Source organism: Dactylosporangium sp. NPDC051485 (assembly GCF_040682015.1).
In the GTDB taxonomy this organism is placed as follows: domain Bacteria; phylum Actinomycetota; class Actinomycetes; order Mycobacteriales; family Micromonosporaceae; genus Dactylosporangium.
The window spans coordinates 17,931-44,097 of sequence record NZ_JBFAZW010000092.1 but is presented as its reverse complement, the minus strand read 5'-3'; the positions used below and the strand labels follow the sequence as shown (position 1 = coordinate 44,097).

The following is a 26,167-nucleotide window of genomic DNA, read 5'->3' as shown; positions in this document are numbered from 1 at the left end:
CCACTTCGGACAAGTCACAGCCCGGACCCGCCACCAACAAGGCTAGAACAACCCGGAAGAATCTTGCGAAGACCCCTTGACCTAGAGGGGAACCATATCCGCGAGCTGACGACCCCGGTCGCCATGACGCTCCGTCGCGTTGATCGCGCATTATGCGACCCGCCAGGATGCGGGTGACAGGATGTCCACGAGCCCGCCGACCGCTGCGGGATCATGACTACGTCGACACCCCGGACGGGGCTCCAATGGAAATCACGAAAGACCGCCACTACTTCGTCATCGAGCACGAGCGGTTCGTCGCGCGCTTCCCCGACCACGGACGTGACCTTGAACAACTCCGGGACCAGGACATCTACGTGACCGTCGCCGGAGGCCTGACCTACTACGTGAACCTCATGACCCTCGACGCGATCGATGCAGTGCTACGCCGCTGGGCGCATACCGGCGAAGCCGCAGGTGGGAGCTACTTCTGGTCAGCCGACCTGGTCATCATTCCCAGGCCAGGCATAACCGCCATGATCGAGGCGATCGACGGTCTCGTTCGTAACGAAAAGATCGACCAGGCATGCGAGGTGATCCCCGGCCCGAACGACGGCCCAGATGCCGCGTCGTGGCGGCACACCTGACCCGCCGCAAACGCGATCGAGCGCCACGAAACGCACGCCGAACCTGCCATTGAGCCCGAGGCCCGACCGATGGTGCCCGGCCCGGACCACATCGGCACCCTCTCGTGCGCCGACCAGCATCGTGACGTCCGCAGGCGGCGAACGGCCACAGTGCGCATGGTGTCAGCGCGGTGAGCCGCTGAAGCTGATCGGTCGTTGACCGCTGCTGACCGGGCCGTGGAACTCCGTCGACCAACGGACCACCAGCACGAACTGACGATCTTGGTTTCGGATCTGCCGCCGTTGGTGCGCGGCGGCTGGCCAATGCTCGTCACAGACGGTGACTGGCTCGGCGAGGCAGAGGCATCCTGTGCTGCCGAATGGAGCGCACGTGATCCTGCCTGCGGCCAGGGGGTGCTATGGCCATCGGCGACCTTGGGCTCAGATGTAGCCTCCGTGGTTGACGATCAAGGCCGGCTGCGATGGCCGCAGAGCTCGAACGGATGAGGCGAGGCCTGACCGGCTAGCACCAAGAACCGTTCAGAATCGGGCGAACTGGATGGCGAACAGCACCAGGACCGCGGCGAGCACGACCCCGACCGCAACGAGCTTCGCGCGCTGGTACCGCTTCGGCGTCGGCAGTGCGGCCAGGACCAACGGCAGCGCGACCGGCACGTACACGAACAGGCCGAAGAACACCCCGCACAGCGCCGCCAGCACCAACACGACGGTGACCAGCAGGCACACGGCCCTGAAGTCCAGATGGTCCCGGAACGCCAGCGGTGCCGCCGTCAGTAGCGCACAGATGACGTACAGCGGCGTCGACTCCGGATACCCGACCGCCAGCGGCACCGACACGAGCGTGGCGTAGCCGACCCCGGCCCCCACGGTGAGCCGATCCCAGGCGACCGGCGTCAGCGCCACTTGAACACGTTCAACCACGCGATCAGCGTAGACCGCGCCCGGGAGTACTTCACGCGCGTGTGACCCAATGTCGGCGACCGCGGCCAGGTCGACGCGCTGGGCAACTGCCGACGGTGCGCTCATGTCGCGATCCGCGCTCTACGCACCGTGATGGACCCACAGCTGTTCGGCGTGCGGATCTGCCGAGATGCGGACCCGCGCCGGTGCGAGTCGGAGATGCGGCTGCTGGCTGAACTTCAGGGCGTGACGTCCACCAGTACCTTGCCGACAGTGCCGGTCTCCACTGCCCGGTGAGCGTCGGCGGTGCGGTGCAGCGGGAAGCGGACCAGTGGCAGGCCGTGCTCCTCGCCGACCGGCAGGGCACCGTCGCGGACCGCTGTGGCGACGTCCTCGACGGCCGTGGCACGCGCTTGCGGGCCGGCCGTATAGAGCACCAGGAACTGCAAGCGCGTGTTCAGCACCATGTTCTGCCCCACGTTCAGCTCGACCGCTTGTCCGCCCTCATTGGCGTAGGTCGCTATCGTGCCGCGGGTACGCAGCACAGCCAGGTCCAGCGCGAGGTTCGCGCCCAGCGCCACCTCGGCGACGATGTCGACGCCGTCCGGGGCGATCGCACGGATGGCGGCGGCCGCGTCGTCCTCGCGATAATTGATCACATGGTGTGCGCCGGCCGCGGTGGCCAGCTTCGCCTTCTCCGGGCCGCTGACCGTGCCGACCACGGTGGCGCCGGCCCATCGGGCGAGTTGGATGACTGCATGCCCGACCGCGCCCGCCCCGCCGGCGGCGAGCACCACCTTGCCGTCCAGCGCGCCGGGGTACAGGCGGCGCGGCCCGTCCTCGGCGACGGTCAGTGCGCGGTGTGCGGTGAGCGCGGGCACGCCGAGCGAGGCGCCGACGTCGAAGCCGGCCTCGTCGGGTAACGGCACAGCCTGGCCGGCGGGCACGACGGTGAACTCGGCGGCGGTGCCGGTGGGCCGCCCGGCGGCGGCCATGAACAGCCACACACGCTGCCCGACCCGGGCTGCGTCGACGCCCTCACCGACGGCGTCGATCACGCCGGCGCCGTCGAGATGCGGGGTGATCTCGGGGAACAGCTTGCGATGGGCGATGCCGGAGCGGGCCTGCCAGTCGGTCGGGTTGACCCCGGACACGACGACCTGGACGCGGACCGCGCCGGGCCCCGGCGTGGGCTGGTCACGCTTGACGAGCTGGAGAACGTCGGGGCCGCCGTTGTCACGGTAGATGATCGCTTTCATGATCCGTCCAATGTTCGATCTGCGTCGTACGGTTCGACCTGGATCGAACGGTACGACGTGGGTCGAACTTTCCGCAAGGGATGGCTACGCTTCGTCTCGTGACCGAGGTGACCGAACCCGCCATCGAGACCGTGACGATCGACGTCGTGCTCAGCGCGCTCGCCGACCCGGTACGGCTCACCTTCGTGCGAGCGCTCGACGCCGCCGGGGACTGGACCTGCGGCAGCGACGTCCTCAGCAAAACCGGCATCACCATCAGCAAGTCCACCCTGTCGCACCACATCAAGGTGCTGCGCGATGCCGGCCTGATCCGCACGCGCGTCGACGGCATCCGCCGGCTGGTCACGCTACGTTACGACGAGGTGGAACGGCGCTTCCCCGGGCTGCTGACCATGCTCCGCGAACACGGCCTTGCCCGCGCCGCCCCGGAGGCGCCCACCTCAACCGCATGACGCAGGCGAAAACGAGTGCCACCAGGTCCCCTTTGGAACTTGCGACGCAACGCGTGCGGCTCTAGCGGCGACGGCCGCCGGGGGCTGCCCGCCTTGGCCGCGAACGTCTTCGGAACTCGTCCGCGCCTTCGCGGCTGTCGGCGCTGCTTGATCAGCTGTGCGGACATGCCGCCGATCGTGCGCGGTGTCTGCTAGAGCTCCGTCACAGTCCGCACTGGGCGCCCAAGCGGCAACCGCCAAGCAGGGTGCTCCAACATGCCGATGAGCGCGCATCCAGGAGCGCTGCTCATCGTGGTAACGCGCTGTCAGGCGTCGCTCGGTCCGGGTGTCCAGCCGATGCTGGGCCCAGGCGTCGGCATTACGGATGACCTCCCACACAAAACGAGTCCTTCGCCTCGACATAGCCCTGCCGGTCGTGGCGGAACAGCGCTGCACATCGGCGCTTCACGTCGGCGTACTCGGCGGCCACCGGGAGATGTGACCGCAGATAGTCGCGGAAGAGCAGCGGGACCTGCTGGGAGAAGCTTCCGAGCTGACGTACGTGGATATGCGTCCGGCGATGTCCCGGCGGTTCCCTGAAGTAGCGCTTCGTCCGCTCCGGGTTGTCGGCCCGGTAGATGTACCCGAGCCGCTCCAGCGGTTCTCGGAACGTATCGACCGGTTCGAGTGATCGCACCGACACCTGGACGTCGATAACCGGCTTGGCGGCCAGGCCGGTTACCGCGGTCGAGCCAATATGGTCGATACGAACCGCTACGTCGCCGAGAGCGTCGCGAAGCGTGGCGCCCAGGTCAACAAAGGCTGCCCCCCAGCCATGGTCGTAGTCGATGATCTCCACTGGACTCGACACTCCGCCATGATGCCACGCAACGCAGACCACCGAGTCGGCGCCGGAACAACCGACGAACCGGTGCGCACATCTGCCGCAATTCGATCGCTACGCGGCGTAATAGCCCGTACTGGTGGCTCTTGCGGCCCTCGCGTCGGCGGCACCGCTTTCCGGATCTGCCGCGGGTCGCGTTCTCGGCAACGGACGCAGCGCCGATCCCGTTGCCTGCATCGGTCCGGGTTGCCGTCGGCGGATTCAGGCTCAGTACGGCAGCGGTCCGGACCGGAGATCTTTGATGCTCGCGCGGACCTTGTGGCTTTGGGACACCGTCGCGTAGCAGAGGTTCGAGCGCTCGCCGGCCTGCCACTCCGACTGGTCATCGAGGTAGGTCAACAGGCTGCGCACGTCGTGGCGCTTGGTCAAGGCCTGCGGCGTCAGCCCGAGCAGCCCCGCGACCAGGGCATCGCACTTGTCGCGCGCGAACGCCTGCTGTGACTCCCACGCCGGGAACACCCCGGCCGGCTGCTCGACGGAACCTGCGTACTCGGCGTCGTGCAGAGCCGCGCAGTCGGACCGCCTCTGGCTGGCGCCGTCGTAGAAGCCCTGGGCGTCGGGATCCTGGGCGATCAGCGTCGCGCAGTGCTGGGCGACCTTCCCGGGGCCGCCGGGGGCCAGGTCGCCTCGCAGGGTGCCGGTGCGCTCCAGAGCGGGCGCGGACGAGTCGGTGCGCTCGAACTCCGCGATGCTGCACACGTAGCCGCGGGCGCCGCCGGCCCAGTCGGCGCCGGCCGGGCGGCCGATGTGCAGAAACAGCCAGCCGCCGTGCCAGTCGGCGCCCAGGTATGCGGTGGCGGCCTTGCCGCATTCGCCGTACACGGCCCGCAGCGCGTCGCTGCCCCAGCCGGGGACCTGCCCGCTGTCAGGGAACCGGCCGGTGCTCACCACCTCGAGCTTGTGCGGCGTGTCGCAGCTGACGCTTTTGGTGGCCGGGTCGGCTTTGTCCGCGTACGCGATGTTGCCGCCTGACGTCAGGCAGGCCCCGACCGCGGGTAGCGCCTCAACCGGCGACGATGACGCCGACGGCGGCCGGCCCCCGTTCCCGTCGAGATCATCGGAGCCGGCGCACCCGGCCAGCAGCACGACCGCAGCGGCGGCGGCGAGCACGGTATAACGCACGGTTGCGCACTATAGATCACGCGCAGGATCATTCTGCGCCAACGAACCCTGTCCAGGAGCGCTTCCCAAACATCCGCACATGCCGCTGTTGATGCGCGGCCACAAGCCCAGTAGTTGTCACGGAAAGTGACCGGCGCGGCGGCGTCGAAGCTTAACTGTCTTGCCGATGAGCGCGCCTCGGATCATCGTCGCGCCGGCGTCGCGCGCATCGCATGGCCTTCCCAATGGGCAGGTGTGCTCCTCTGGCGGGTGGCGAGCACCTTGGCCCCTTGAGCGGGCTCAGGCGAAGTAGGCCGCGTGGTCGGCGGCCCACTGGGCGAATGTACGCGCGGGGCGCCCAAGCACCGCCGCCACGTCGAGCTGGGGTCGTGGCCGTCGGCTGATGCGCCCACTCAGTCGTCGGCGGCCTTCGCCGCGGCGGCGATCGGCTCGAGCCCTGCGATCAGCTCGTCGAGTTCGTTCGTGCTGAGCACGTCGTACGCCGGCGCCGCCAGCTCGTCGGTGAGGGCCTCGATCCGCTCCCTGGTCGCTCGGCCGGCGTCGGTGAGCCCGCCGGCGGCGTCCACGAGGCCGCGGCCGCGCAGCCCGTCAACGACAGCGGCCAGCTGCGCCTTGGGCAGGTGGTGGACTCGGCCGAACTCCTCCGCCCTCATGCCGAGGGAGAGCGCGAGCAGGACGTGGGCCTCGGTGCCGCCGATGCCGTGGGCGAGGAGGGCGGCGTTGTGGCCGTCCCCGCGATGCTCCCGCAGCAGCGTCGCCGCGTGTCAGAGCCTGGCCACCGGCTCCTCGGGCACGTCGAGCGCCCGGAGCCCGGCGTACAGCACGCGACCCTCAGTCGGCGCGCTGACCGCCGCTCGGGTGGCGAGGTCGGCGACCCGCACCAGCCCTGCGGAGTCGGCGAGCTCCCCGATCATCTGGCGCAGCGCGGCGGCGCTGCTCCGCTCGCGCACGGCGATCGCCTCCTGCGGGGTGGTCTTCCCCCACACCCACGGGATGTGGCGCGCCACCTCGCCGTCGGCGAAGTTGTAGAAGACCGCGTGCACCACCCCGGCCGGTGCCAGCCCCAGGGGCGCGGCCCGGCCCGCGAAGTATCCGTCCCAATAGTTGCGCATGCCGAGGGCCAGGAACGCCTCGTTCGGTACCTCCGAGAAGGTGACGGTGGCGATCGGCTCGACGAGCTCGAACATGCGGTGGACCTTGGCTTGTGCGTGCTGCATCGGTCGGCATCCTCCTGTAGTCGTGACGGCGCTGTAGTCGTGACGGCGCCCGCCCTCGTGGGCGGCCGCTCACCCTGGCTACGAACAGCACTGCCCGGATACGACAAATCCGGTCGACATCAACCTAGCCAGGATCAGCCTTACGCTCAGTAGCCGCGGAGAGGACGGCGCGGGCGGCTGTGATCAACGGCGTCTGGGATAGCGGATCGTCACGCCGCGGGCCTCCAAACGGGTCAACACGGCAGGGTCGTCGAGGCGGGCCAGGGCGACGTCCAGGTCGCGCAGTGCCGGCAGCGACTCCAGTGCCCCGGCCGTCGTGCAATCGCCGGTGAGGAACAGCTTCGCCAGCGTCGGGTGGCCCGTCAGCGGAGTCAGGTCCAGCGGCGCTGGGTGGTAGCCGTGGCCGTCGAGGTTCAATGACCGCAGGCCCGACAATGCGTGGATGCCCTCCAGCGAGGTCACGTTGTAGTCGTCGGACTCGCCGCCGGTGTCGATGTCCAGGGTCTGCTCGATGAGCATGTAGATGTCGTTGCCGCCGTCGAAGTCCAGCCGGTCGACCGCTGCCGCGAGGGCTGAAGGTACCGCAAAGGAGTGCAGGAGGTTCAGCGATGCCGCCAGGCGCGGGCCGGGGCCCGGATAGCCGTCGTCCGGGCCGTCCGGTCCGGTCGAGTCGATGATGGTCTTGAGATCGGTGGCGGTGATGCCGCCGGCGGCCAGTAGGGCGCCCAGGACACCGAGGTGCAGGCCGCGGTCGGCGAAGACGATGGTCACGATCCCGAACGTATCGCGTTCGGGGCTTCAGAGGTGGAGCGGGTCGTCGGCCACGATTGGTTGCCGGCACTCCGAGCCCGCAACTCCTCCAAGCACCAGGGCAGAAAATGTCGGTGGTGGTCTCTATGCTGCTGTCGCTGGTTCACGACACGGGAGACAACATGCGAACGCCACGACTGTTGCCGGTGCTACTGCTTGCCACGACGGTCGGCCTGTCCACCGGATGCACCAGAGAGCCGGGCAACACAACGGCCACGAACGGGGCGGCTGCGAGCGGGGCAGCCACGAGCGCGGCGGCCGCACCGAGCGCCACCGTTGACGTGAAAGCCAACACCGAGGCGGTGTGCAAGGCGGTGGTGGCCGCCTACAAGGCAGAAGAGGGCCAGCTGCTGCCGCTCGGCAGTGCGATGGCCAAGGCGTCGCTCAGCCATGACCCGCAGCAGATCGCGAAGGTCAAGGCAGATGCCGAGGTCGTGCTCAGCAGGCTGGACAAGGTGATCGACGCCGAGCTGGCCAAGGCCGCCGATCCCGCGGCGAAGACAGCGATCAAGCACTACTCGGTGATCTACGCAGACACCTGGCGCGCCGACAGCTTTGCCACCATTGACCCCATCGAGGAGATGGACAAGGCCAATGCCGAGGTCAAGCCGCACTGCCCGGCCTTGAAGATGTAGCCAGGCCCATGTCTGCTCCATGTCCATCGGATCAGCGGTCGGACTTGGCGACGCGATCGTATGCGCGGTGGTCCGCTCAGCACCGGACAACCGAGTACAGCCCGTCGCCGCGGCGAGTAGCAGTGCAGCGAGAGCCGCAGCAACCAGCGGCCGGAGCGTGAATACCAGGCCGTCAGCCTGATCGTGGGTGTACACGGCAGTTGGTGTGGAGGTATCGGGCGGCGCCGTCGGTGAAGTCGTAGATCGCGACCGTCTGAGTGTCCTCCAACGGATCCGTCGTTGGCATGAGGAAATGTGTCTCGCTCACCGGAAGGAGCTCATAGCTGAGACGGTCTGGCTTCTGGAGGACATCTGCGTGCATCGGGTCGAGGACCAGGGTCAGGTACAACGTTCCACCGTCGGCTGCCACCTCGTACCGGGTGCCGGGGCGCTCGTAGACGCCCTCGTACCTGGACAGGTCGAGGTTCAGCGTCGGGTCCGGTGCGGGCAGGTCCGGGATGGTTACCGTGCCGAGGTCGGTCAGGATCTCGTTGAACACCTTGCGGTAGAAGCTTTCCCGGGGTCCGCCGTTCGTCAGCATCACGACGGCGGTGTCCGAGCCGGGTAGGATCCGTAGCCGGGCGTTCTGGCCGATCGTGCTGCCGTCGGTGGCGTAGACGGTTTCGCCGCGCCAATCACACACGATGAGGCCGAGTCCCCATTCGGGTCCGAACATGTACGGATCGGGGACGGGCACCCGCGAGCGCATCATCTCCCGGAGGCTTTCGGCCGAGACGATGGGCGTGCCGTTCGGTGCGGTGCCTTCGTGGAGCAGGACGTGCGCCATCGTGAGGACGTCCCGGATCGTCGAGGTGATGTTGCCGCCGGGGCCGAAGGCTCGCGGCAGGAAGTCCACCGGAGTGACGATCGGGCCCTCGTCCAGGGAGCGGATCAGGTGCCCGGTCGCGGCCCGGGTTTCGTCCACCTGCTCGCGCCGGCTGCTCGTGCTGGTCAGGCCCATGGGGTCGAAGAGGCGATCGTGCATGACGTCGTCCCAGCGTTTGCCGTCGAGCACCTCCAGGATCCGCGCGAGAATCGCGTACCCCAGGGCCGCGCTGTAGCCGTGGGTCCGGCCCAGCGGGAACACCTGGGGCGCGTCCCCGATGTTTTCGACCATGCGCTCGTAGACGTCGTCGTTCTCGCCGGGATCGCCGTAGATCTCTTCGATGCCATTGGTGTGGTACAGCAGGTGGCGCGGGGTGACCTTGGCGCTCGCCTCGGGATCGGCCACCCTGAAGCCGGGCAGGTAGGTCCGCACCGGCTCGTCCAGGTCCACCTTGCCCTCATCGACGAGTTGCATGAAGGCCAGCGCGGTCCACGTCTTGGTCATGGAGCCGCACTGGTAGACGGTGTCGATCGTCGCGGCCTCCCCGGTTTCCACGTTCTTGACGCCGACCGCGAACTCGGCAATCTGCCCGTCGTGGAGGACACCGACCGCGGCGCTCGGGATGCCGTACCCCGCCAGGAGTTCAGCGACCCGAGTCCGGATCCGCGGCATGTCGATCGTCATCGCGGGAGACCGACCGCGTTCGCCGCGTCCGCTTCGAAGTACTCCGTCGTGGCGAAGGCGCCCGCGTGTGTCTCGAAGAAGTCCCGCACGCCGTCGATGGAGTCGTGAGCGATGATGTTGACCGCCTTGGCCCCGTCCTTGCTCGCGACCGCGACCTTCCACCTGGCGCCCTTGGGGAGCATGGCGTGTGCCTTCTTCAGGCCACTCCAGAACATGCTGTTGTCCGAAACCGTCGAAACAGCCATCACATGTACCATCGATGCCTTCCTTTCAGTATGCGGAAAAGCTACGTTGCGTTTCAAAAGTCGTCAACCATATGGGATCGCAAAAGTAGAGCTGGAGAGCGATTGTTGCAACAGCATTGGGAATGAACGCAACTACCTCAGTCCAGCCGTTGCAATGTACTGTTGATGAACGCAAACAGGGGAGGGCGCCGGTGCCGGGAGCCAGGCTGACCCACGAGGACCGCGGGCGGATCGCTGCATGGCTGGCCGACGGGCTCGGGTACGCCGAGATCGGCCGCCGGCTCGGCCGGCCGACGTCCACCATCAGCCGCGAGGTCGCACGCAACGGCGCACCCGTCGCCTACCTGGCCGACGACGCCCAGCAGGCCGCTGGCCACCGTGCTCGCCGGCGCAAGCCCCGGCCGTCCGCGACGACGAGCGACGGGCAGCCGACCGAGGTGGTGCGCGGCTTCGTGGACGAGTTCGCGACCCTGCTGGCCGCGACCGGACTGCCCAGGATGACAGCCCGGGTGTTCGTCTGCCTGCTTACCGCCGACGCCGCCGGCCTCACGGCAGCCGAACTGGTGCGCCGGTTACAGGTCAGTCCGGCGTCAGTGTCCAAGTCCATCGGCTACCTGGAAGCCATGGCACTGGCGGTACGCCAACCGGCTCCCGGCGGGCGCCGGGAGCGATACCGCATCGACGACGACGTCTGGCTCCGGGCGTGGCAGGCCGACACCGGCGCACACCGCGAGATCGCGGTGGCGGCGCAGCGGGGGATCAAGATCTTCGGTGCCGGCACGACCGCCGGAACCCGGCTGGGCAGGATGGGCCAGTTCTTCGCCCGGCTCAGCGAACAGATGGGCGGCAGCACCCTTGCCGAGCCCGTCGGGTACGACGCGCTGACCGTGCTCGCCGCACTCGTCCACGCCGGTCGACCGCTCACCCTTGACACACTGGCCACCGCGCTCGACTGGCCCCGGGACCGCCTCACCGCCGCCCTGGACGCAATCCAACTGCACCCCGCCATCGCCGATCCGCTCGTGCTGCGGACCACCGAGCCCGAGACCTACACCATCACCACGAGACCGGACCGCCTCGGCCCGGCGCAACGCCAGGCCCTCGAAGACCCAGGCCACGTCCGCTAGATGCGGGCCGCGAAGCCCAGCGGCTGCAGTCACGGCGTGGGCGGCGTGGGGCGGTGGCGGGATACTTGCGGTACGTGGCTTTCACGCCACTGTCGTGCCGGCCCGCATCGGTGTGAGGCTGCACGGGTGAGGAGGGCGGCCGTGGCTGACGGGGTTCATCGAGTCGTGGTGCTCGTGCTCGACGGGGCCAAGCCGCTCGACGTGGGCATTCCGGCGCAGGTGTTCACCAACCGGCCCAGCATGCCGTACGCGGTGCACGTGTGCGGCGCCGCGCCCGGGCTCGTGGCCGGTGGGGACGGGCTCGCATATCACGTGGCCGAGGGGCTCGACGCGTTCGATGCGGCCGACACCGTGTTCATTCCCGGGTACCGGAATCCGGATCGTGAGGAGCCGCCGGCCGAGGTCGTGGCGGCGCTGCGCGCTGCCCACGCGCGCGGGGTTCGGCTTGCCGCGATCTCGACCGGGGCGTTCGCGCTCGCCGCGACCGGGCTGCTCGACGGCAAGCGGGCCACCACGCACTGGCATTACACGCGCGAGCTGGCTCGGCGCCATCCCGCGATCCTCGTCGACGAGGACGTGCTGTTCGTGGACGAGGGGGAGGTGCTCACCTCGGCCGGGGCGGCCAGCGGGATCGACCTGTGCCTGCACCTCGTGCGCCGCGATCACGGGGTCGCGCTCGCCAATCACGTGGCCCGGCGGCTCGTGGCGGCGCCGTACCGCAGCGGGGGACAGGTGCAGTACATCCCGCGCAGCGTGCCGGAGGCAGTCGGCGAGCACTTCGCGGCGACGCGGCAGTGGGCGCTCGAGCGGCTCGACGAGCCGCTCGCGCTCGAGGACCTGGCCCGCAACGCGAACGTGTCGGCGCGGACGCTGTCGCGGCGGTTCGTGGAGGAGACCGGGTACACGCCGACGCAGTGGATCCTGCGGGCGCGGGTGGACCGGGCACGGGAGTTGCTCGAGCGCAGCGGACTCGGGGTGGAGCAGATCGCGGCGCGGGTCGGGCTCGGGACCGGGTCGAACCTGCGGCTGCACTTCCAGCGGATTCTGGGCACGTCACCGAGCGAATACCGCAAGACCTTTGCACGCCCGAGCGGCGCGACATCGGCAGAGACGCGCCCGAGCGGCGCGATGTCGGCAGCGACGCGGTCGAGTGGCGCGATGCTTGCGGAGACTGGCGAACCTTCCGCTGTCGCCTGATCCGATGCACCGGCACGATTGCCGCATGTCTGGACGAATTGCCATCAACGGGTTCGGACGCATCGGGCGCGGCGTGCTGCGCGCGATCGTCGAGCGCGACAGCGACCTCGAAGTCGTCGCCGTCAACGATCTCGCGGCGCCGGAGGCGTTGGCGCAGCTGCTGAAGTACGACACCACGCTCGGGCGGATCGGGCGCCCCGTCGCGGTCGAAGGAGACGACCTGCTCGTCGACGGGCGGCGCATCCGGGCGCTCGCCGAGCGCGAGCCGGTCAAGCTGCCCTGGGCCGAGCTCGGCGTCGATATCGTGCTGGAGACCACCGGCCGGTTCACCGCCGCCGACGCGGCCCGCGCACACCTCGAGGCCGGCGCCGAGCGCGTGCTCGTCGGCGCACCCTCGGCCGGCGCCGACGTGACGCTCGCGTACGGCGTGAACACCGAGGCGTACGACCCGTACCACCACACGATCGTGTCGAACGCCTCCTGCACCACCAACGCGCTCGCGCCGCTCGCCGCCGTGCTCGACGGGCTGGCCGGGATCGAGCACGGGTTCATGACCACCGTGCACGCGTACACCCAGGAGCAGAACCTCCAGGACGGCCCGCACCGGGACCCGCGCCGAGCCCGCGCCGCCGGGGTGAACATCGTGCCGACCACCACCGGCGCCGCCAAGGCGATCGGGCTCGTCCTGCCGGGCCTGGCCGGGCGGCTGTCCGGTGATTCGATCCGGGTGCCGGTCCCGGTCGGCTCGCTCGTCGAGCTCAACGCGACCGTCGAGACCGAGGTGACGCGCGACGCGGTGCTGGACGCCTACCGGGAGGCGGCCGAGGGTCCGCTCAAGGGCATCCTGTCGTACTGCTCCGACCCCATCGTCAGCGCCGACATCGTCGGCGATCCGGCGTCGTGCATCTTCGACTCGGCGCTGACCAGGGTCGACGGGCGGCACGTGAAGGTCGTCGGCTGGTACGACAACGAGTGGGGCTTCGCCAACCGGGTCGTGGACACCCTGACCCTGATGCGTGCCAAAAGGATCGCCTGACCGCCCGACGTCCAGCTCCTCGAAACCCCTTTGCCCACCAGGACGCGGGGCCCCTATCATCGAACGTGATCATGGTGCGCGGGCTGTGCGCCCGTGAACCATGGTCACGTCCCCCGTAGCTCAGCGGGTAGAGCATGGCCATACGGAGGCCAAGGCCGCTGGTTCGATCCCAGCCGGGGGACGCGCGCGCGGACCGCCTAGCGCAGGCTCGGCGTGGGCAGGTGGGTGCCGGTCAGTTCCTCGGCGAGTGCCCACGGGCGGGCGGCGGTGTCGTCTCCACGGCGGCCACGATGCTCGGCGAGATGCCGGTCGCCGACCTCAGCCTCAACGAGCTGAGCCGCCGCGTCGGGCTCGCCAAGTCCAACGTGCTGCGGTACTTCGAGACCCGCGAAGCGGTGCTGCTGGAGCTGTACGACACGGCCTGCAAAGCATGGCTCGACCGGCTGGACGCAACGCTCCCGCCACCATCGGCCGGCGGTGACCTACGCACCCGCTACGAGCGCGTCGCCGCCGTACTCACCGCATCGCTCGCCGCCGACCCGCTCACCTGCGAACTGATCAGCGTGTCCGCGTCGGTACTGGAACGCAACGTCTCACCCGAGGTGGCCCGCCGGCACAAGCTCGCGTCGACCGCGCACGTCGAACGCATGGCCGCCCAACTGCGCTCCTCACTGCCCGAACTCTCCGGCAACGCCGCCGTGCGGGCCGCCGTCGGCACCCTGCTGTCGGTGGGCGGCCTCTGGCCCGTGACCAACCCGACCGAGGCGATGCTGCGCGTCTACGAGGATCCGGAGATGGCCCGGCTGCGCGTGGACTTCCCCACGGCCCTGGAGGAGATCGTGTCGGTCATCCTGGCGGGCTGCCTTTCCCGGTGGCCGTCCACCTGATCGCCGTCCGCCGCGCAGGCGCGCACCACCGACCGCTATGCCGGGCCGCGCCAGGCGGCGGGGGATCGCCCGTACGCGGGCGGCAGGCAGGGCCAGGTCAATGGTCGTCCGTCGAGTTGTCCGGGAGGGCTGATGCTGCTCCATCCGTTGCCGAGGGCAACCCGGTAGGCGTCCGTATGTGGCCGCTCCTCGCCGCTGATACCCCCATGGGTGGGGTTGACGCCCTGGTCCAGCAGCCACCGCGCGGTCCGGGCCAGCGACACCGAGCAGTCGTACGACGCCTCACTTGCCTGAGTGGAAAGCGAGGCGTACTTTCCTCATAGGAAAGTAGATGACCAGGAGGGAAGAGTGTCGGCATGACCGCCCCTGCTGATCGGCTGGACCAGCGGATTCAGGGCCTCCCCGTGTGGTATCTGGTGCTGGCCGGGGTGCTTGTGGCCAGCTTTGACATCAGCCACGAGTTCCCCAGCGGCAGCCCGGCGCGCGGGCTGGTGCCGTCCGGGATCCTGCTGCTGCACCTCGTGCTCTGGGTCAGCGTGCTACGCCGGCGCATGCGCTACACGCGGGCCGTGCTGCGCTCGTCCCGGACGCGGCTGCTCGCCATCGGCCTGGCGGTACTGCGCGGCCTGCTCGGCGCGCTGCTCGGCCACCTCTACACCGGCCCCCACCCGCAACTCGTGATCGGGCTCATCATGCTCGTGGTCGTGCCGGTGGGCATCTGGTGCGACCAGTGGCTGATCCTGCGGACCCTGCGGAGGGAGAGCGAGCGTGCCACCGAAAGAGCTGCCGTCGACCGGGCCGCCGCCTGACGACGAGCCCACGCCCCAGCAGGCGGCGCGGGCCCTGCGCGAGCTGGCCGCACGCCGCCATCAGGCGCTGCGTTTCCGCTCACCGCGCTGGCCGTGGTGGCTCGGCGGCGCGGTGTTCCCGGCCGAGGGATTCGCCGACGACGTGTTTCCACGGGCGGCCGGGGTGATCAACCTCTGCGTGATCGGCGTGCTGCTGGCACTCGCGCTCTCGGTTCGTTACCGGCCGGTGGGAGCCGCCTTGGGCTACCGCGCGTCGGTGCGGGGCCGGCCGCCGGCCGGCGTCTCCGTGGTGACCGTCGGCGGGATCGTCGCGATCATCGCCGTCGAGTTCAGCCTGCACCGGGTGACGGACCAGATCCACTCGCACTGGAGCCATACGATCGTCGGGGTCATCGTCGGCCCGCTGCTCGCGCTGGGTATGCCCTGGGCCATCGAGCAGGCGTACCGGCAACATGGGGAGATGGGGCGCAATGGCGACTGAGGGGCTGGCGCAGACGCTGCTCGACCCGACCCGTTTCTCGATCGTGTCGCTGCTGGCGGCGACCGACTGGGCCGAGTTCGGCTTCGTCCGCGACACCGTCGGACTGTCCGACTCGGCGCTGTCCAAGCAGGTCACGACGCTGACCAGGCTCGAGTTCGTCGAGGTCGACAAGGGCTACGTCGGCAAGCGGCCGCGCACCTGGCTCCGGCTGAGCGCCACCGGCCGGTCCGCGCTCGGCCGCCACGTGGCCGCGCTACAGCAGATCGCCGCCGCCGCGACCGAGCACGGCGCCGCTCACCGGACCGAGATGGGCCCGGCGACGGCGTGAAACGCTCGCGACGGTGCCCACGGCCCGATGCGTCGTCGGCAGCGTCGCCTACCCTGGACACTCGGCTGTGTCCGCACACATCTCGAGGGGTTCGGCGAAGGTGATCGAGGATACTGTGGATGGGATGCCCTGGACCGTCGAGCTCCCCGAGGGGGCATCGTCCCGGGACGAAAGCTTCGTGTTCGTGCGGGACGGACATCGCGAGCTGATACATCTGCACGACTATGCACGCATCTACACCGTTCCCGGTTTGTATGAACGGGTCGTGCAAGACCTTCTGCAGTGCCGCTCGCCAACCGTCGCGGTTGACGGCACGATCACCGCTGCGGCGGCACTCGGCCGGGCCATGGCGACGTTACGCGTCCTCGACCTGGGCGCCGGTGTCGGTCTCGTCGGCGAGCTGTTGCGCGCCGCGGGGGTCTCCGCTGTCGTCGGGCTGGACAATCTCGCCGAGGCCCGTGACGCCTGCCTGCGCGACCGGCCCGGCGTCTATGAGGACTACCTGGTCGCCGACCTCGAGCGTGCCGCACCGGCCGTGATCGAACGCTTGACCGAGGGGCAGTTCGAGGTGCTGACGTGTGTCGGCGCGCTCGGCGGCGGCCATATTCCGCCGGGTGCCTTGATCCGAGCCTTGAACACGCTGACCGGCGAGGCAATGCTCGTCATGACGGTGCACGAACGTTGGCTGGACCTGGACAGTGTCGACCCGTTTTCGAGTGCCTTCCGCGCGATGACGGCAGGTGGATACCTCGAAGTGCTGCACGATTCGTCGTTCACGCACCGCCTCGACATGTCGGGGGACCCGATCATGTTCCGCCTGCTGATTGCCCGCCGCGCCGCTCCCGTGCCGGTCGACCTGATCTAACTTCAGCCGCGGCCGGGGAGGCCGGCGCCGAGTCCCCGCCGACGGCAGAGGGCCATCGCTGCGGGCCGCTGGCGCGCGGAGGCCCCCGCCCCGCGGCGATGGCTGCGCGGGGCGGGGTGTGCTGCTCGCTCGATCACCAGGTGATCTCGATCGCTAATCCCTAGTAAACCCATAGGCTTTGCGGTTAATATCGCCTCGTGCCCAAGGCAGCCCCTCACCTCATCCGCCGGCGATACCTCGACCTGTGTCGTCACGCGGGCTCCCGGGGTCGCTGTTCCTGCTGAGCGCCATCGCTCCAGCGCGTCACCAGCGCGTCACCGCCGCGACGCGTAGAGACCGCCTGCCCTGATCGCGTCCCGCGGCGCCGGCACGACGGCGGCCGCGTCCGCCCTTCACCCCTCCCGCCTCCGGTACATCGCCGTGCCCGCCGAAGCCCCGCGCCGTGGGCTTGCCATGCCTTCCTTCCCCCCCAGCATCGCGCTGAAAGGTCCACCACCGTGACCACACAGGAATCCACACTGGCTGCCGGCGTGCAGCCGCCCATCGCCAACGACAGCGGTGAACTTCCCGCCGGCGCCGTCTCCGGCCTGGGCGTCTTCGCGCAAGGGCTGGCGGCCGCCGCCCCGAGCGTCGCGATCGCCAGCGTCCCGGGCTCGCTGTTCCTGGTCGCCGGCAAGGGGGCCTTCTGGGCGGCGATCATCGGCGGGGCTCTCGTCTACCTCATCGCAGCGCTCATCGCCTTCCAGGCCAGGCGGACGGTCTCGTCGGGATCGCTCGGGACGTACGCCGGCAACGGGCTCGGTCCGGTGGCCGCGTTCGTCACCGGCTGGGCGCTGATCCTCGGGTACATCGGGTTCGCGGCCGGCGGCGTGCTCGGGGCCGTGTTGTACTTCAACGCGTTCCTGCAGGAGATCGGCCTGGCCACCGACCATCTGGCGGTCAAGGTGCTCCTGCTGGTGCTCGCCTCGGCGGCGGCGTTCTACATCCCGTTCCGCGGGGTCAGCGTGTCGGTCCGGCTCGGGCTCGGATTCGAGATCGTGTCGCTGGTGGCGATCTTCGTCATCCTGATCGCGTCCTACATCCACTACGGGCCGCACCTCGACGCCGGGCAGTTCAGCCTGCGCCACCTGGGCGCCAGCACCACCCTGATCGCCGCGGTCACCGCCGTCGGGTCCTACGCCGGCTTCGAGAGCGTCGCCTCCCTGGGGCACGAGGCGCGCGACGCCCACCGCAATGTACCCCGGGCCGTCCTGCGGCTGGTCATCATCCTGTCGGCGCTCTACCTGGTCGCGACCTACCCGGAGGTGCTGGGCTTCCAGGGCCCGAAGACGCTCGACGCCGACAGTACGCCGCTGCCGGTCGTGGCCGAGAACGCGAATGTCCACTGGGTGACCTACGTCGTCACCCTCTCGCTCGGCACCGCGATGATCGTGTTCTCCGCCGCCGTGATCAACTCCGGCGCGCGCAGCCTGTTCACGCTGGCCCGCGAGCAGGCCCTGCCGAGTGCGCTCGGCCGTGTCCACGCCGCGTTCCGCACGCCGCACGTCGCGATCGCGTTCGTCAGCGTCGTCGGTTTCGTCATCGGCCTGATCGGCACGGTCAACTCGGTCGGGCGGTTCCAGTGGGACGTCTACGTCGGCATCGTCTCCAGCTACGCGTACCTGTTCGCGTACCTGCTGGTGGCGATCGCGACGCCGCTGTGGCTGCGCAAGATCAAGGCGCTGACGCCGGGAGCCGTGGTGGTGGCGGTGCTCGCGGCGCTCGGCATCCTCTACGTGATCTACAAGAACCTCGTCCCGGTGCCGGACGGCGCCTACAAGTACCTGCCGTACGTGTTCCTCGCGCTGCTGCTCGTCGGGCTGCTGCGCTTCCTGCAGCTGCGGGCCACCCGGCCGCAGGTCGCGGCCCGGGTGGGCTCGATACAGACGCTGTCGGACGCCGAGCAGGAGCGACTCGCCGACCTCGGCATTCTCGACGCCGTGACGGGCGGCCACCGCGCCGAACGCGCGGCGGGCGACCTCGACAGCGGTTCCTCGCACTGACCCGGCCCCCGGCGGCCTCCGTAAAGGACGAACCCATGCCCTTCTTCACCAGTACCGACGCGCGCCTCTACTACCGTGCCTGGGAGGCGGACCGGCCGGTCGCCGCGTTCGTCTTCCTGCACGGCGGCGGCGAGCACTCAGGCCAGTTCAGCCGGCTCGCCTCCCGCCTCAACGCCACCGGCATCGACGTCTATGCCATCGACCACCGCGGCCACGGCATCTCCGAGGGGGAGCGGGGGATCGTCCGATCGCTCGATGTGCTCGCCCGGGACGCCTCCGCCCTGGTCGACATCGTCCGCGAGCGCCGGCCCGGGCTGCCGCTCGTGCTCGGCGGCCACTCGCTGGGCGGCTGGGTCACGGCGGCGGTGATCACCGTGGACCCGGCGCCCTTCGCGGGCGCGGTGTTCACGGGCGCCAGCCTGCGCGGGCGTACGGCGCTCGACGCATCCCCGCCGGGGGAGGGCTTCGCGTTCGACACGTCGGCGCTGGCCGCCGACCCGGACTACCTGGAGGAACTCGCCAAGGACCCGCTCGTGCAGCTGGTCCTTCCCGAACCGGAGGTCACCGCGGCGGCCCTCGCCGTCGCGTCCGACCGGCTCGCCACGACCTTCGCCGGCGTGACGCTGCCGGTGCTGTTCGTCAACGGCACCAGCGACGCGCTGGCCCCGGTGCAGGACGCGCGGCACTGGCGCGACACCCTCGCGAACGCCCGCCTGGTGGAGATCCGCGACGGCCGGCACAACGTGCTCAACGACGTCGATCACGTGACGGCCATCGGCGCCGTGCGGGACTTCATCCTCGAGATCACCGCCGCCCCGCGGCCGGCCGCGGCAGGTGCGTGAGCATGCCGATCCATCTGCACTGGTACCTGCCCACCAACGGCGACAGCCGCGACATCGTCGGCTCCGGAGACGGCTCGCAACGGACGCTGGCCGCGGTGCGGACCGGCTTCCGGCCACCGTCGATCGACTACCTCGCCGGCATCGCGCGTGCCGCCGAACAGCTCGGCTTCGAGGCCGTCCTCACACCGACCGGCACCTGGTGCGAGGACGCCTGGATCACCACGGCGGCGCTGTCCAGCGTCACCACCCGGCTGAAGTTCCTGGTCGCATTCCGCCCCGGTCTGATCTCACCGACCCTGGCCGCCCATCAGGCGGCGACCTTCCAGCGGATCTCGGGTGGGCGGCTGCTGCTCAACGTCGTCACCGGCGGCGACTCCAAGGAACAGCGCCGCTTCGGCGACCACCTGGACCACGACCAGCGCTACTCGCGCACGGAGGAGTTCCTCACCGTCCTGCGCGGCGTCAGCGACGCCACCAAACCGTTCGACTTCCACGGCGCGCACTTCGACATCGAGCAGGCCTCGATCGCGTTCGCGCCGCACGAACCGCCGGCGATCTTCTTCGGCGGGGCCAGCCCGGCGGCGGAGCGGGTGGCGGCGCGCACGGTCGACACCTATCTCGCCTGGGGTGAGACGCCCGCGCAGATCGCCGAGCGGCTCGCCCGGGTGCGCAGACTCGCCGAGGAGGCCGGCCGGACGATCTCCTTCGGCATCCGGTTCCACGTGCTCAGCCGGGACACCTCGGCACAGGCGTGGGCCGAGGCGGATCGCCTGCTCTCCAGGATCGACGACGCACGGATCGAGGAGACGCAGCGGACGCTGGAGGCCGGCGAGTCCGTCGGCCAGCAGCGGATGACCGCGCTGCACGGCGGCGACCGGCGCAAACTCGAGGTCTATCCCAACATCTGGGCCGGGTACGGGCTCGTCCGCGCCGGGGCCGGCACGGCGATCGTCGGCAGCCATCAGGAAGTTGCCGATCGGATCGCGGAGTACCACGACCTCGGCATCGATCACTTCATCCTCTCCGGGCAGCCGCACCTGGAAGAGGCCTACCACTTCGCCGAGGGCGCCGCCGCCGAGCTTCGCAGCCGGGGCCTGGTCGCGCCACAGCAGTCCCTCGACACGACCCGGAACGGAGTACAGCCATGACCAACGCCAGAATCGCGAGCTCCACGTCACCGCTGTTCGAGAAGGCCGAGCCCTCGGCGTACTTCACCGACGAGGACTACCAGCGTTTCCACGCCCGCGCGGCCGAGTACGACCGGGACAACCGCTTCTTCGCCGAGGACTTCGAGGAACTGCGGGCCCGCGGCTACCTGCGGGCGGCCATTCCGGCCGAGCTCGGCGGCGGCGGGCTCGACATCACTGCCCTGTCCCGCGAGCAGCGCCGGCTCGCCTACTGGGCGCCGGCGACCGCGCTCGCGGTCAACATGCACCTGTACTGGACCGGTCCCGCCGCCGCGCTGACCGGCACCGGCGACCTGGACCTGAGCTGGCTGCTGCGCGCCGTCGCCGACGGCCAGGTCCTCGCCGCCGGGCACGGCGAGCGGGGCAACGACCTGGGCCTCGACGACTCCCTCACCGCCGCCGTCCCGCAGCCCGACGGATCGTACGTGGTGAGCGGCCGCAAGACCTTCACCTCGCTCTCCCCGGTCTGGGACAGCCTCGGCATCCACGCCCGGGACGACTCCGACCCCGAGCACCCGCGCATCGTGCACCTGTTCGTCGATCGCGGCGCGGCGGGAGTCTCGACGGAGAAGACCTGGGACGCGCTCGGGGTGCGGGCCACCGCCAGCGACGACACGGTGCTCGACAACGTCCGCGTCCCCGCGGACCGGGTCGTCGGGGTGTCCGAGATCGGGCAGCCGTACCCGCCGTACGTCGTCGGGATCTTCCAGTGGTACCTGCCGCTGGTCGCCAACGTGTACTTCGGGATCGCCCGCCGGGCGCTGGACCTCGCCGAGCTGGGGGCACAGCAGCGCAAGTCGCTCGCCCTGCCGGGACGTACGCACGCCGACAAACCGGCCGTCCAGCGGCAGCTCGCGCAGGGCGAGATCCTGCTCGACGCCGCGTGGTCACTGCTGGAGCGGGCCACCGCCGACCTCGACGCCGGCGTCGACCACGGCGGCTGGTGGACCCCGCGGTTGTTCGCCGTCAAGGAGTTCGCCGTCACCACCGCCCGCCAGGTGGTGGACATCGCGATCCAGGTCGTGGGCGCCGCGTCGGTGAGCCGGACGAACGAGCTCGAGCGGCTCTACCGCGACGTGCGCACCGGGAGCCTGCACCCGCCGAACACCGACCTCGTCCTCGACGTCATCGGCCGCACCGCTGTCCACCGGTTCCCGTGATCCCGGCCGTCCGGACGTTCCGAGCTTTCCGAGAAGGGGACAACCCATGAGCATCGAGATCAGGCCGCTGAGCACCCCGGAGGAGGTCAACGCCGGATTCCGGGTCTTTCTGCGGGCGATGGTCGGGCTGCCGTTTCGCGACCTCGACGCCACGGCGCTGACCGACCCCGGCCGTTACCTCGGCGCGCTGGACGGCGACGAGGTCGTCGGCAGCGCCGACTCGTACACCAGCTGGCTGGTCGTCCCGGGCGGCGCCCGGGTCCCGCACGCCGCCGTCACCCACGTCGGCGTCCTGCCGACCCACCGGCGCCGGGGCATCGTCAGCGAGCTCATCGCCCGCCAGCTGCACGACATCGCGGCCCGCGGCGAGGTCGTCGCCTCGCTGCGCGCCTCGGAAGCCGTCATCTACGAGCGCTTCGGCTACGGCGTCGCCAGCTCGGCCCAGTCCGCCCGGGTCAGCCTGCGGCGGGCGGCGCTGCGCGCGCAGGTCCCGCCCGGTGGCTCCGTGCGGCTGGTCGACCGGTCGGTCACCCCGCAGCTGCTCGACGGCATCTACGCGCAGGCGGCCTGGACCGGCGCGATCGGCCGGCCGGACGGCTGGTGGCGGCTGCAGCAGACGCTGCGGGAGGCCGACCCGGTCACCCACTACGTGGTCGTGCACAGCACGGACGGCGTCGACGACGGGTACGCGATCTACCGCCCGGAGGACACCGGCGCCTGGTTCACCAGCCCCGAGAAGACCGTGACGGTCACGGACTTCGTGGCGCTGACCGGCAGCGCCCGGGCCGGCCTGTGGCGTCACCTGTTCGCGCTCGACCTGGTGGACGTCGTGGCCTTCGACTCGCTGGCGCTGGACGATGCGCTGCCGCTGGCCGTCGCCGACCGCCGATCGGTCGCCCTGGGCGCTGCGCACGACGAGACGTGGCTGCGGCTGGTCGACGTCGAGGCGGCGCTTCGGGCGCGAAGCTTCGGGCTCGAGGACACCGTCGTGCTCGGCGTGCGGGACGCGCTGCTGCCCGCCAACGACGGCAGCTACGAGATCGGCCCGAAGTCGGTGTCGCGCACCAGCGCCGCGCCTGATCTGACCGTTGACGTGGCCACCTTGGCCGCCGCGTATCTCGGTGGCACCAGGTGGCGCCACCTGGCCGAGGCCGGGCGGGTGACCGTCCACTCGCCGGAGGCGGTGCGCCGCATCGACGCGCTGTTCGCGGTCGACGCGCAGCCGTTCGCCGGCACCGTCTTCTAGGACCGGCCATGCACCAGGACCCCTTGATCCTTTCCCGCGACCACCGCACCGGCACCCGCCGCCGGCGGCTCGCGACCATTGCTTCAGGAGCATCCCGATGACCCGTCAACTGCACCTGCTGGTGCTGGGCAATCCGAGGTTCGGCAGTTCGTGGCGCTATCCCGGCGTCGTCAACGGACCGGCCGCCGTGCTCGAGTCGCTGATCGAGACGGCCAGGACCGCCGAGCGCGGGACCTTCGACGCCATCTTCTTCGCCGACGCGCTGAACTTCGGGCCCGAAGCGGCGTGGCCGCACAAGGCGACCGAGGACTTCGAGCCGTTCACCACCACGGCCGCGCTGTCGCGGGAGACCGAGCGGCTGGGGCTGGTCGTCACCGGCTCGGCGACGTTCCAGGCGCCGTACCACCTGGCGCGTCAACTGATCTCGCTGGACCATCTCAGCGGCGGCCGGGCCGGCTGGAACGTGGTGACCAGCTTCGCCGAGGAGGCGGCCGCCAACTTCGGCGACGGCGGCGTGGTCGCCCACGACGAGCGGTACCGCGTCGCCGCCGAGACACTGGACGTCGTCCGGAAGCTCTGGGACTCCTGGGGCCCGGACACGGTGGTGGAGGACCGCGCGGGCGGGGTGTACAACGATCGCCGGAAGATCAGCGTGCCCGGCCACAAGGGGGAGTTCTTCGCCGTCAAGGGTCCCCTCGGCGCCGCCCCCTCACGGCAGGGCCACCCGGTGATCTTCCAGGCCGGATCGTCGCCGGTGGGACGGGCGTTCGCCGCCCAGCACGCGGAAGTCATCTTCACCGGGCAGGGCGACTTCGAGCGCGGGCGCGTCTTCGTGGAGCAGATCCATCAGCAGGCAGGCTCGTTCGGCCGGCCGGCGCCGCTGGTGACCCCGTCGCTGGGGTTCATCGTCGGCTCCACCGAGCAGGAGGCGAAGGCCGCGGAGCGTACGATCTTCGAGCACTTCATCCCCGAGTTCCAGATCGGGTGGCTGCAGGAGGTCGACATCGACCTGACCGGCGCGGACCTGGACGGGCCGGTGCCGCTGTCGGCCTTCGCGGCCTCGACGCAGACGCATCAGACGGCGCTGGCCGGGTACCGGGCGCTGGCCACCGAGGGCAACCCGACGGTGCGCGAGTTCCTGTTCCGCACGGTCACGGCCTTCGGGGCGCGCGTCGTCGGCTCGCCGGAGCGGATCGCCGACGAGATCGAGCGCTGGTACGCCGGCCGGGCCGCCGACGGTTTCATCCTCGCGCCGTCGGGCCTGCCGGGGCAGCTCGACGCCTTCGTGGACCACGTCGTGCCGATCCTGCGCGACCGGGGCCTGTTCCGGCGCGAGTACCACGGCGACACGCTCCGCGAGCACCTCGGCGTGCCGAGGCCGCCGGCCCGCTGACGTCGGGCCAGCTCGGCGATGATCATGACCGAGATCTCAAGAGGTTGACTTCAGTTTGATCGTCATGCCATCCTTTGCATATTCCTACTTCTCCGATATGTAAAGCAGGTCTTTGACCTCGGCTGACGCCGATCGCGCGGCGTGGATGCCGCCCGCTTGTCAGGCCTGCACCACCACCTCCGGCGCGCTGCCGTCCCCCTCCGGGACGTTGCCGACCACACGTGCGCCCATGCTCGACGAAAGGAACGACCAGCCATGGCCTTGCCGAAGCGCTCATTGCCCGCCTGGATCGCCGCGACTGCCGGCGCCGCACTGCTGCTGGCCGGCTGCGGGTCCAGCTCCGGCTCCGGGAGTGCGGCAGCCGCGGACGCCAAGCCTCGCGACGGTGGCACGCTCATCGTCGGCCAGTACCAGGAGGTCACGCAGTTCGACCCGAACCGCCAGTACTCCTGGGAAACCTGGCGGATCGACCGCAACATCTACGAGACGCTCGTCAACGAGGACCTGTCCTCGCCGACCGGGGTTCCGAAGATCGTGCCCGGGCTGGCCACCTCGTGGACGGTCAGCCCCGACGCCACCACCTACACCTTCAAGCTGCGCCAGGGCGTGAAGTTCACCGACGGGACGCCGTTCGACGCGCAGGCCGTGCAGTTCAACGTGCGCCGCTTCACCGACCCCACCTTCCAGTACTACGACAAGGTCAGCGCCGCGACGATGGGGCTGGTCTACGCGGATCTCGCGTCGTTCAAGGTGATCGACGACCAGACCGTCGAGTACGTGTTCAAGCACCCCTTCCTCGACTACCTGCGGCAGATCCCCAACAGCGGCAACGCGGCGTCGGGCATCTTCAGCCCGGCCGCCCTGCAGAAGTACGGCCAGGACGGGCTCGCCGACCACCCCGTCGGCACGGGGCCGTTCAAGTTCCAGGAGCGGGTGCGCGGCGACCACACCACGCTGGTGCGCAACGCCGACTACTGGGGCGCCCGGCCGCACCTGGACAAGGTGATCTTCAAGCCGATCGGTGACGACCAGAGCCGCGTCGCCGCGCTGCGCAGCGGCGCCGTCGACCTGATCAGCCGCGTCCCACCGGACTCGGTCGCGACGCTGGAGAAGGCCGGCTTCGCGGTACCGGAGAACAAGAACGTTCCGCAGATCATCTACTACAACTTCAACTACACGAACCAGTACCTGCAGGACAAGCGGGTGCGGCAGGCGATCATCCACGCCGTCGACCGCAAGACCCTGGCCGAGAAGATCTACAAGGGCTACGCGGAGCCGGCGACCTCGATCATCAACCAGGGCAACGAGGCGTACGACGCGTCCGCGGTCGACTACCAGTTCGACCCCGAGGCGGCCAAGAAGCTGCTCGCCGACGCCGGCTACCAGCCCGGCCAGGTGAAGTTCACCATCCTGACCGACACCACCGGACAGCCCACGGCGGAGTTTATCCAGCAGCAGCTCAAGGCGGTCGGTATCGAGGCCTCGGTGGAGTCGTTCGAGTGGATCACGTACGGGACCCGCGGGGCCAACCTCAAGCCGACCGACGGCATCAACCTCGGTGAGTGGGGTTACATCGCTCCCAACTGGGTCAAGATCGCGCACAACTACAGCGTGGTCAACCGGGACGGGGACAAGTACTCCGACACCAGCGCGGCGACCCTCAGCGCGATCGACGCGGCCGCGCACAACCCCGACCCGGCCAAGTCGAAGGAGCTGTGGCAGGCGGCGGCACAGACCTGGGCCAAGGACGCCACGATCTTCCCGCTGATCTCCTTCAACCGTTACTACGCGGTCTCGCCGCGCGTCGGCGGGTTCGTCTGGCCGCAGCAGGACCACTACGACCTGTCGCAGATCTGGGTGGCGAGCTAG

Annotated in this window: 27 protein-coding genes and 1 tRNA gene; 19 read left to right on the top strand and 9 right to left on the bottom strand. The window is 69.9% G+C overall.

Translation table 11 applies throughout. The features are described 5' to 3' along the window. Positions 1–245: 245 nt before the first annotated feature. Positions 246–626 (top strand): hypothetical protein, encoded by a 381-nt coding sequence (locus AB0M46_RS38270; RefSeq protein ID WP_363344454.1) that lies wholly within the window; start codon positions 246–248, stop codon positions 624–626. A 519-nt stretch (positions 627–1,145) separates the two neighbouring features. On the opposite strand, the gene AB0M46_RS38265 is transcribed toward AB0M46_RS38270, so the two are convergent. Next, complete coding sequence (locus AB0M46_RS38265; protein ID WP_363344452.1) at positions 1,146–1,547, bottom strand: hypothetical protein; 402 nt, start codon at positions 1,545–1,547, stop codon at positions 1,146–1,148. A gap of 218 nt (positions 1,548–1,765) precedes the next feature. Then, positions 1,766–2,785 (bottom strand): NADPH:quinone reductase, encoded by a 1,020-nt coding sequence (locus AB0M46_RS38260; RefSeq protein ID WP_363344451.1) that lies wholly within the window; start codon positions 2,783–2,785, stop codon positions 1,766–1,768. A 98-nt stretch (positions 2,786–2,883) separates the two neighbouring features. Between AB0M46_RS38260 and AB0M46_RS38255 the strand changes: the two genes are divergently transcribed. Continuing rightward, positions 2,884–3,237, top strand: a complete 354-nt coding sequence (locus AB0M46_RS38255) for a metalloregulator ArsR/SmtB family transcription factor (protein WP_363344449.1) — start codon at positions 2,884–2,886, stop codon at positions 3,235–3,237. A gap of 358 nt (positions 3,238–3,595) precedes the next feature. Here the strand turns inward: AB0M46_RS38255 and AB0M46_RS38250 are convergent, their stop codons facing one another. The 5 genes from AB0M46_RS38250 to AB0M46_RS38230 form a co-directional block, all read right to left on the bottom strand. Continuing rightward, positions 3,596–4,075 (bottom strand): GrpB family protein, encoded by a 480-nt coding sequence (locus tag AB0M46_RS38250; protein WP_363344447.1) that lies wholly within the window; start codon positions 4,073–4,075, stop codon positions 3,596–3,598. Positions 4,076–4,327: 252 nt separating this feature from the next. Continuing rightward, the gene (locus tag AB0M46_RS38245; protein ID WP_363344445.1) at positions 4,328–5,242 is read right to left on the bottom strand and encodes a septum formation family protein; all 915 of its coding nucleotides are present in this window, start codon (positions 5,240–5,242) and stop codon (positions 4,328–4,330) included. A 392-nt stretch (positions 5,243–5,634) separates the two neighbouring features. Next, positions 5,635–5,895 (bottom strand): hypothetical protein, encoded by a 261-nt coding sequence (locus tag AB0M46_RS38240; protein ID WP_363344443.1) that lies wholly within the window; start codon positions 5,893–5,895, stop codon positions 5,635–5,637. 111 nt (positions 5,896–6,006) lie between these two features. After that, entirely contained in the window at positions 6,007–6,459 is a 453-nt protein-coding gene (locus AB0M46_RS38235; protein ID WP_363344441.1) for a hypothetical protein, read from the bottom strand. Positions 6,460–6,642: 183 nt separating this feature from the next. Then, a complete protein-coding gene (locus AB0M46_RS38230; RefSeq protein WP_363344439.1) occupies positions 6,643–7,230 on the bottom strand; it encodes a hypothetical protein in 588 nt (195 codons plus the stop codon). Between the two features lie 125 nt (positions 7,231–7,355). Here AB0M46_RS38230 and AB0M46_RS38225 point away from each other — a divergent pair, with 125 nt between their 5' ends. Then, positions 7,356–7,904 carry a hypothetical protein gene (locus AB0M46_RS38225; RefSeq protein ID WP_363344437.1) on the top strand — a complete coding sequence of 183 codons (549 nt, stop codon included), beginning with the start codon at positions 7,356–7,358 and terminating at the stop codon, positions 7,902–7,904. A 172-nt stretch (positions 7,905–8,076) separates the two neighbouring features. Here the strand turns inward: AB0M46_RS38225 and AB0M46_RS38220 are convergent, their stop codons facing one another. Both AB0M46_RS38220 and AB0M46_RS38215 read right to left on the bottom strand, forming a co-directional pair. Beyond that, entirely contained in the window at positions 8,077–9,453 is a 1,377-nt protein-coding gene (locus AB0M46_RS38220; RefSeq protein ID WP_363344435.1) for a serine hydrolase, read from the bottom strand. Then, positions 9,450–9,698, bottom strand: a complete 249-nt coding sequence (locus AB0M46_RS38215; RefSeq protein ID WP_363344433.1) for a hypothetical protein — start codon at positions 9,696–9,698, stop codon at positions 9,450–9,452. Before AB0M46_RS38215 ends, AB0M46_RS38220 begins: the two co-directional genes overlap by 4 nt. A 191-nt stretch (positions 9,699–9,889) precedes the next feature. Between AB0M46_RS38215 and AB0M46_RS38210 the strand changes: the two genes are divergently transcribed. From AB0M46_RS38210 to AB0M46_RS38135, 16 genes are all read left to right on the top strand, one after another. Then, positions 9,890–10,825 carry a helix-turn-helix domain-containing protein gene (locus tag AB0M46_RS38210; RefSeq protein ID WP_363344431.1) on the top strand — a complete coding sequence of 312 codons (936 nt, stop codon included), beginning with the start codon at positions 9,890–9,892 and terminating at the stop codon, positions 10,823–10,825. 141 nt (positions 10,826–10,966) lie between these two features. Further along, the gene (locus AB0M46_RS38205; RefSeq protein ID WP_363344429.1) at positions 10,967–12,022 is read left to right on the top strand and encodes a helix-turn-helix domain-containing protein; all 1,056 of its coding nucleotides are present in this window, start codon (positions 10,967–10,969) and stop codon (positions 12,020–12,022) included. Between the two features lie 25 nt (positions 12,023–12,047). Continuing rightward, the gene (gene gap / locus AB0M46_RS38200) at positions 12,048–13,058 is read left to right on the top strand and encodes a type I glyceraldehyde-3-phosphate dehydrogenase (protein ID WP_363344427.1); all 1,011 of its coding nucleotides are present in this window, start codon (positions 12,048–12,050) and stop codon (positions 13,056–13,058) included. A 109-nt stretch (positions 13,059–13,167) separates the two neighbouring features. After that, positions 13,168–13,240 (top strand) — tRNA-Arg (locus AB0M46_RS38195). Positions 13,241–13,279: 39 nt separating this feature from the next. Then, complete coding sequence (locus AB0M46_RS38190; RefSeq protein ID WP_363344425.1) at positions 13,280–13,945, top strand: TetR/AcrR family transcriptional regulator; 666 nt, start codon at positions 13,280–13,282, stop codon at positions 13,943–13,945. Positions 13,946–14,301: 356 nt separating this feature from the next. Next, positions 14,302–14,754 (top strand): hypothetical protein, encoded by a 453-nt coding sequence (locus AB0M46_RS38185; protein WP_363344423.1) that lies wholly within the window; start codon positions 14,302–14,304, stop codon positions 14,752–14,754. Continuing rightward, on the top strand, positions 14,714–15,235 hold the full coding sequence (locus AB0M46_RS38180; RefSeq protein ID WP_363344421.1) for a hypothetical protein: 522 nt from the start codon (positions 14,714–14,716) through the stop codon (positions 15,233–15,235). Before AB0M46_RS38185 ends, AB0M46_RS38180 begins: the two co-directional genes overlap by 41 nt. Then, positions 15,225–15,563 (top strand): transcriptional regulator, encoded by a 339-nt coding sequence (locus tag AB0M46_RS38175; RefSeq protein ID WP_363344419.1) that lies wholly within the window; start codon positions 15,225–15,227, stop codon positions 15,561–15,563. The genes AB0M46_RS38180 and AB0M46_RS38175 overlap by 11 nt, the downstream gene beginning before the upstream one ends. A 124-nt stretch (positions 15,564–15,687) precedes the next feature. Next, a complete protein-coding gene (locus AB0M46_RS38170) occupies positions 15,688–16,428 on the top strand; it encodes a class I SAM-dependent methyltransferase (RefSeq protein WP_363344417.1) in 741 nt (246 codons plus the stop codon). A 497-nt stretch (positions 16,429–16,925) separates the two neighbouring features. After that, complete coding sequence (locus AB0M46_RS38165) at positions 16,926–18,470, top strand: APC family permease (protein ID WP_363344415.1); 1,545 nt, start codon at positions 16,926–16,928, stop codon at positions 18,468–18,470. Between the two features lie 35 nt (positions 18,471–18,505). Then, on the top strand, positions 18,506–19,312 hold the full coding sequence (locus AB0M46_RS38160) for an alpha/beta fold hydrolase (RefSeq protein WP_363344413.1): 807 nt from the start codon (positions 18,506–18,508) through the stop codon (positions 19,310–19,312). A gap of 2 nt (positions 19,313–19,314) precedes the next feature. Continuing rightward, the gene (locus tag AB0M46_RS38155; RefSeq protein WP_363344411.1) at positions 19,315–20,460 is read left to right on the top strand and encodes an LLM class flavin-dependent oxidoreductase; all 1,146 of its coding nucleotides are present in this window, start codon (positions 19,315–19,317) and stop codon (positions 20,458–20,460) included. Further along, positions 20,457–21,659, top strand: a complete 1,203-nt coding sequence (locus tag AB0M46_RS38150) for an acyl-CoA dehydrogenase family protein (RefSeq protein WP_363344409.1) — start codon at positions 20,457–20,459, stop codon at positions 21,657–21,659. Before AB0M46_RS38155 ends, AB0M46_RS38150 begins: the two co-directional genes overlap by 4 nt. A gap of 46 nt (positions 21,660–21,705) precedes the next feature. Continuing rightward, complete coding sequence (locus AB0M46_RS38145) at positions 21,706–22,905, top strand: GNAT family N-acetyltransferase (RefSeq protein WP_363344407.1); 1,200 nt, start codon at positions 21,706–21,708, stop codon at positions 22,903–22,905. A 97-nt stretch (positions 22,906–23,002) separates the two neighbouring features. After that, entirely contained in the window at positions 23,003–24,298 is a 1,296-nt protein-coding gene (locus AB0M46_RS38140) for an NtaA/DmoA family FMN-dependent monooxygenase (RefSeq protein WP_363344405.1), read from the top strand. A 255-nt stretch (positions 24,299–24,553) separates the two neighbouring features. Then, a complete protein-coding gene (locus tag AB0M46_RS38135) occupies positions 24,554–26,167 on the top strand; it encodes an ABC transporter substrate-binding protein (protein WP_363344403.1) in 1,614 nt (537 codons plus the stop codon).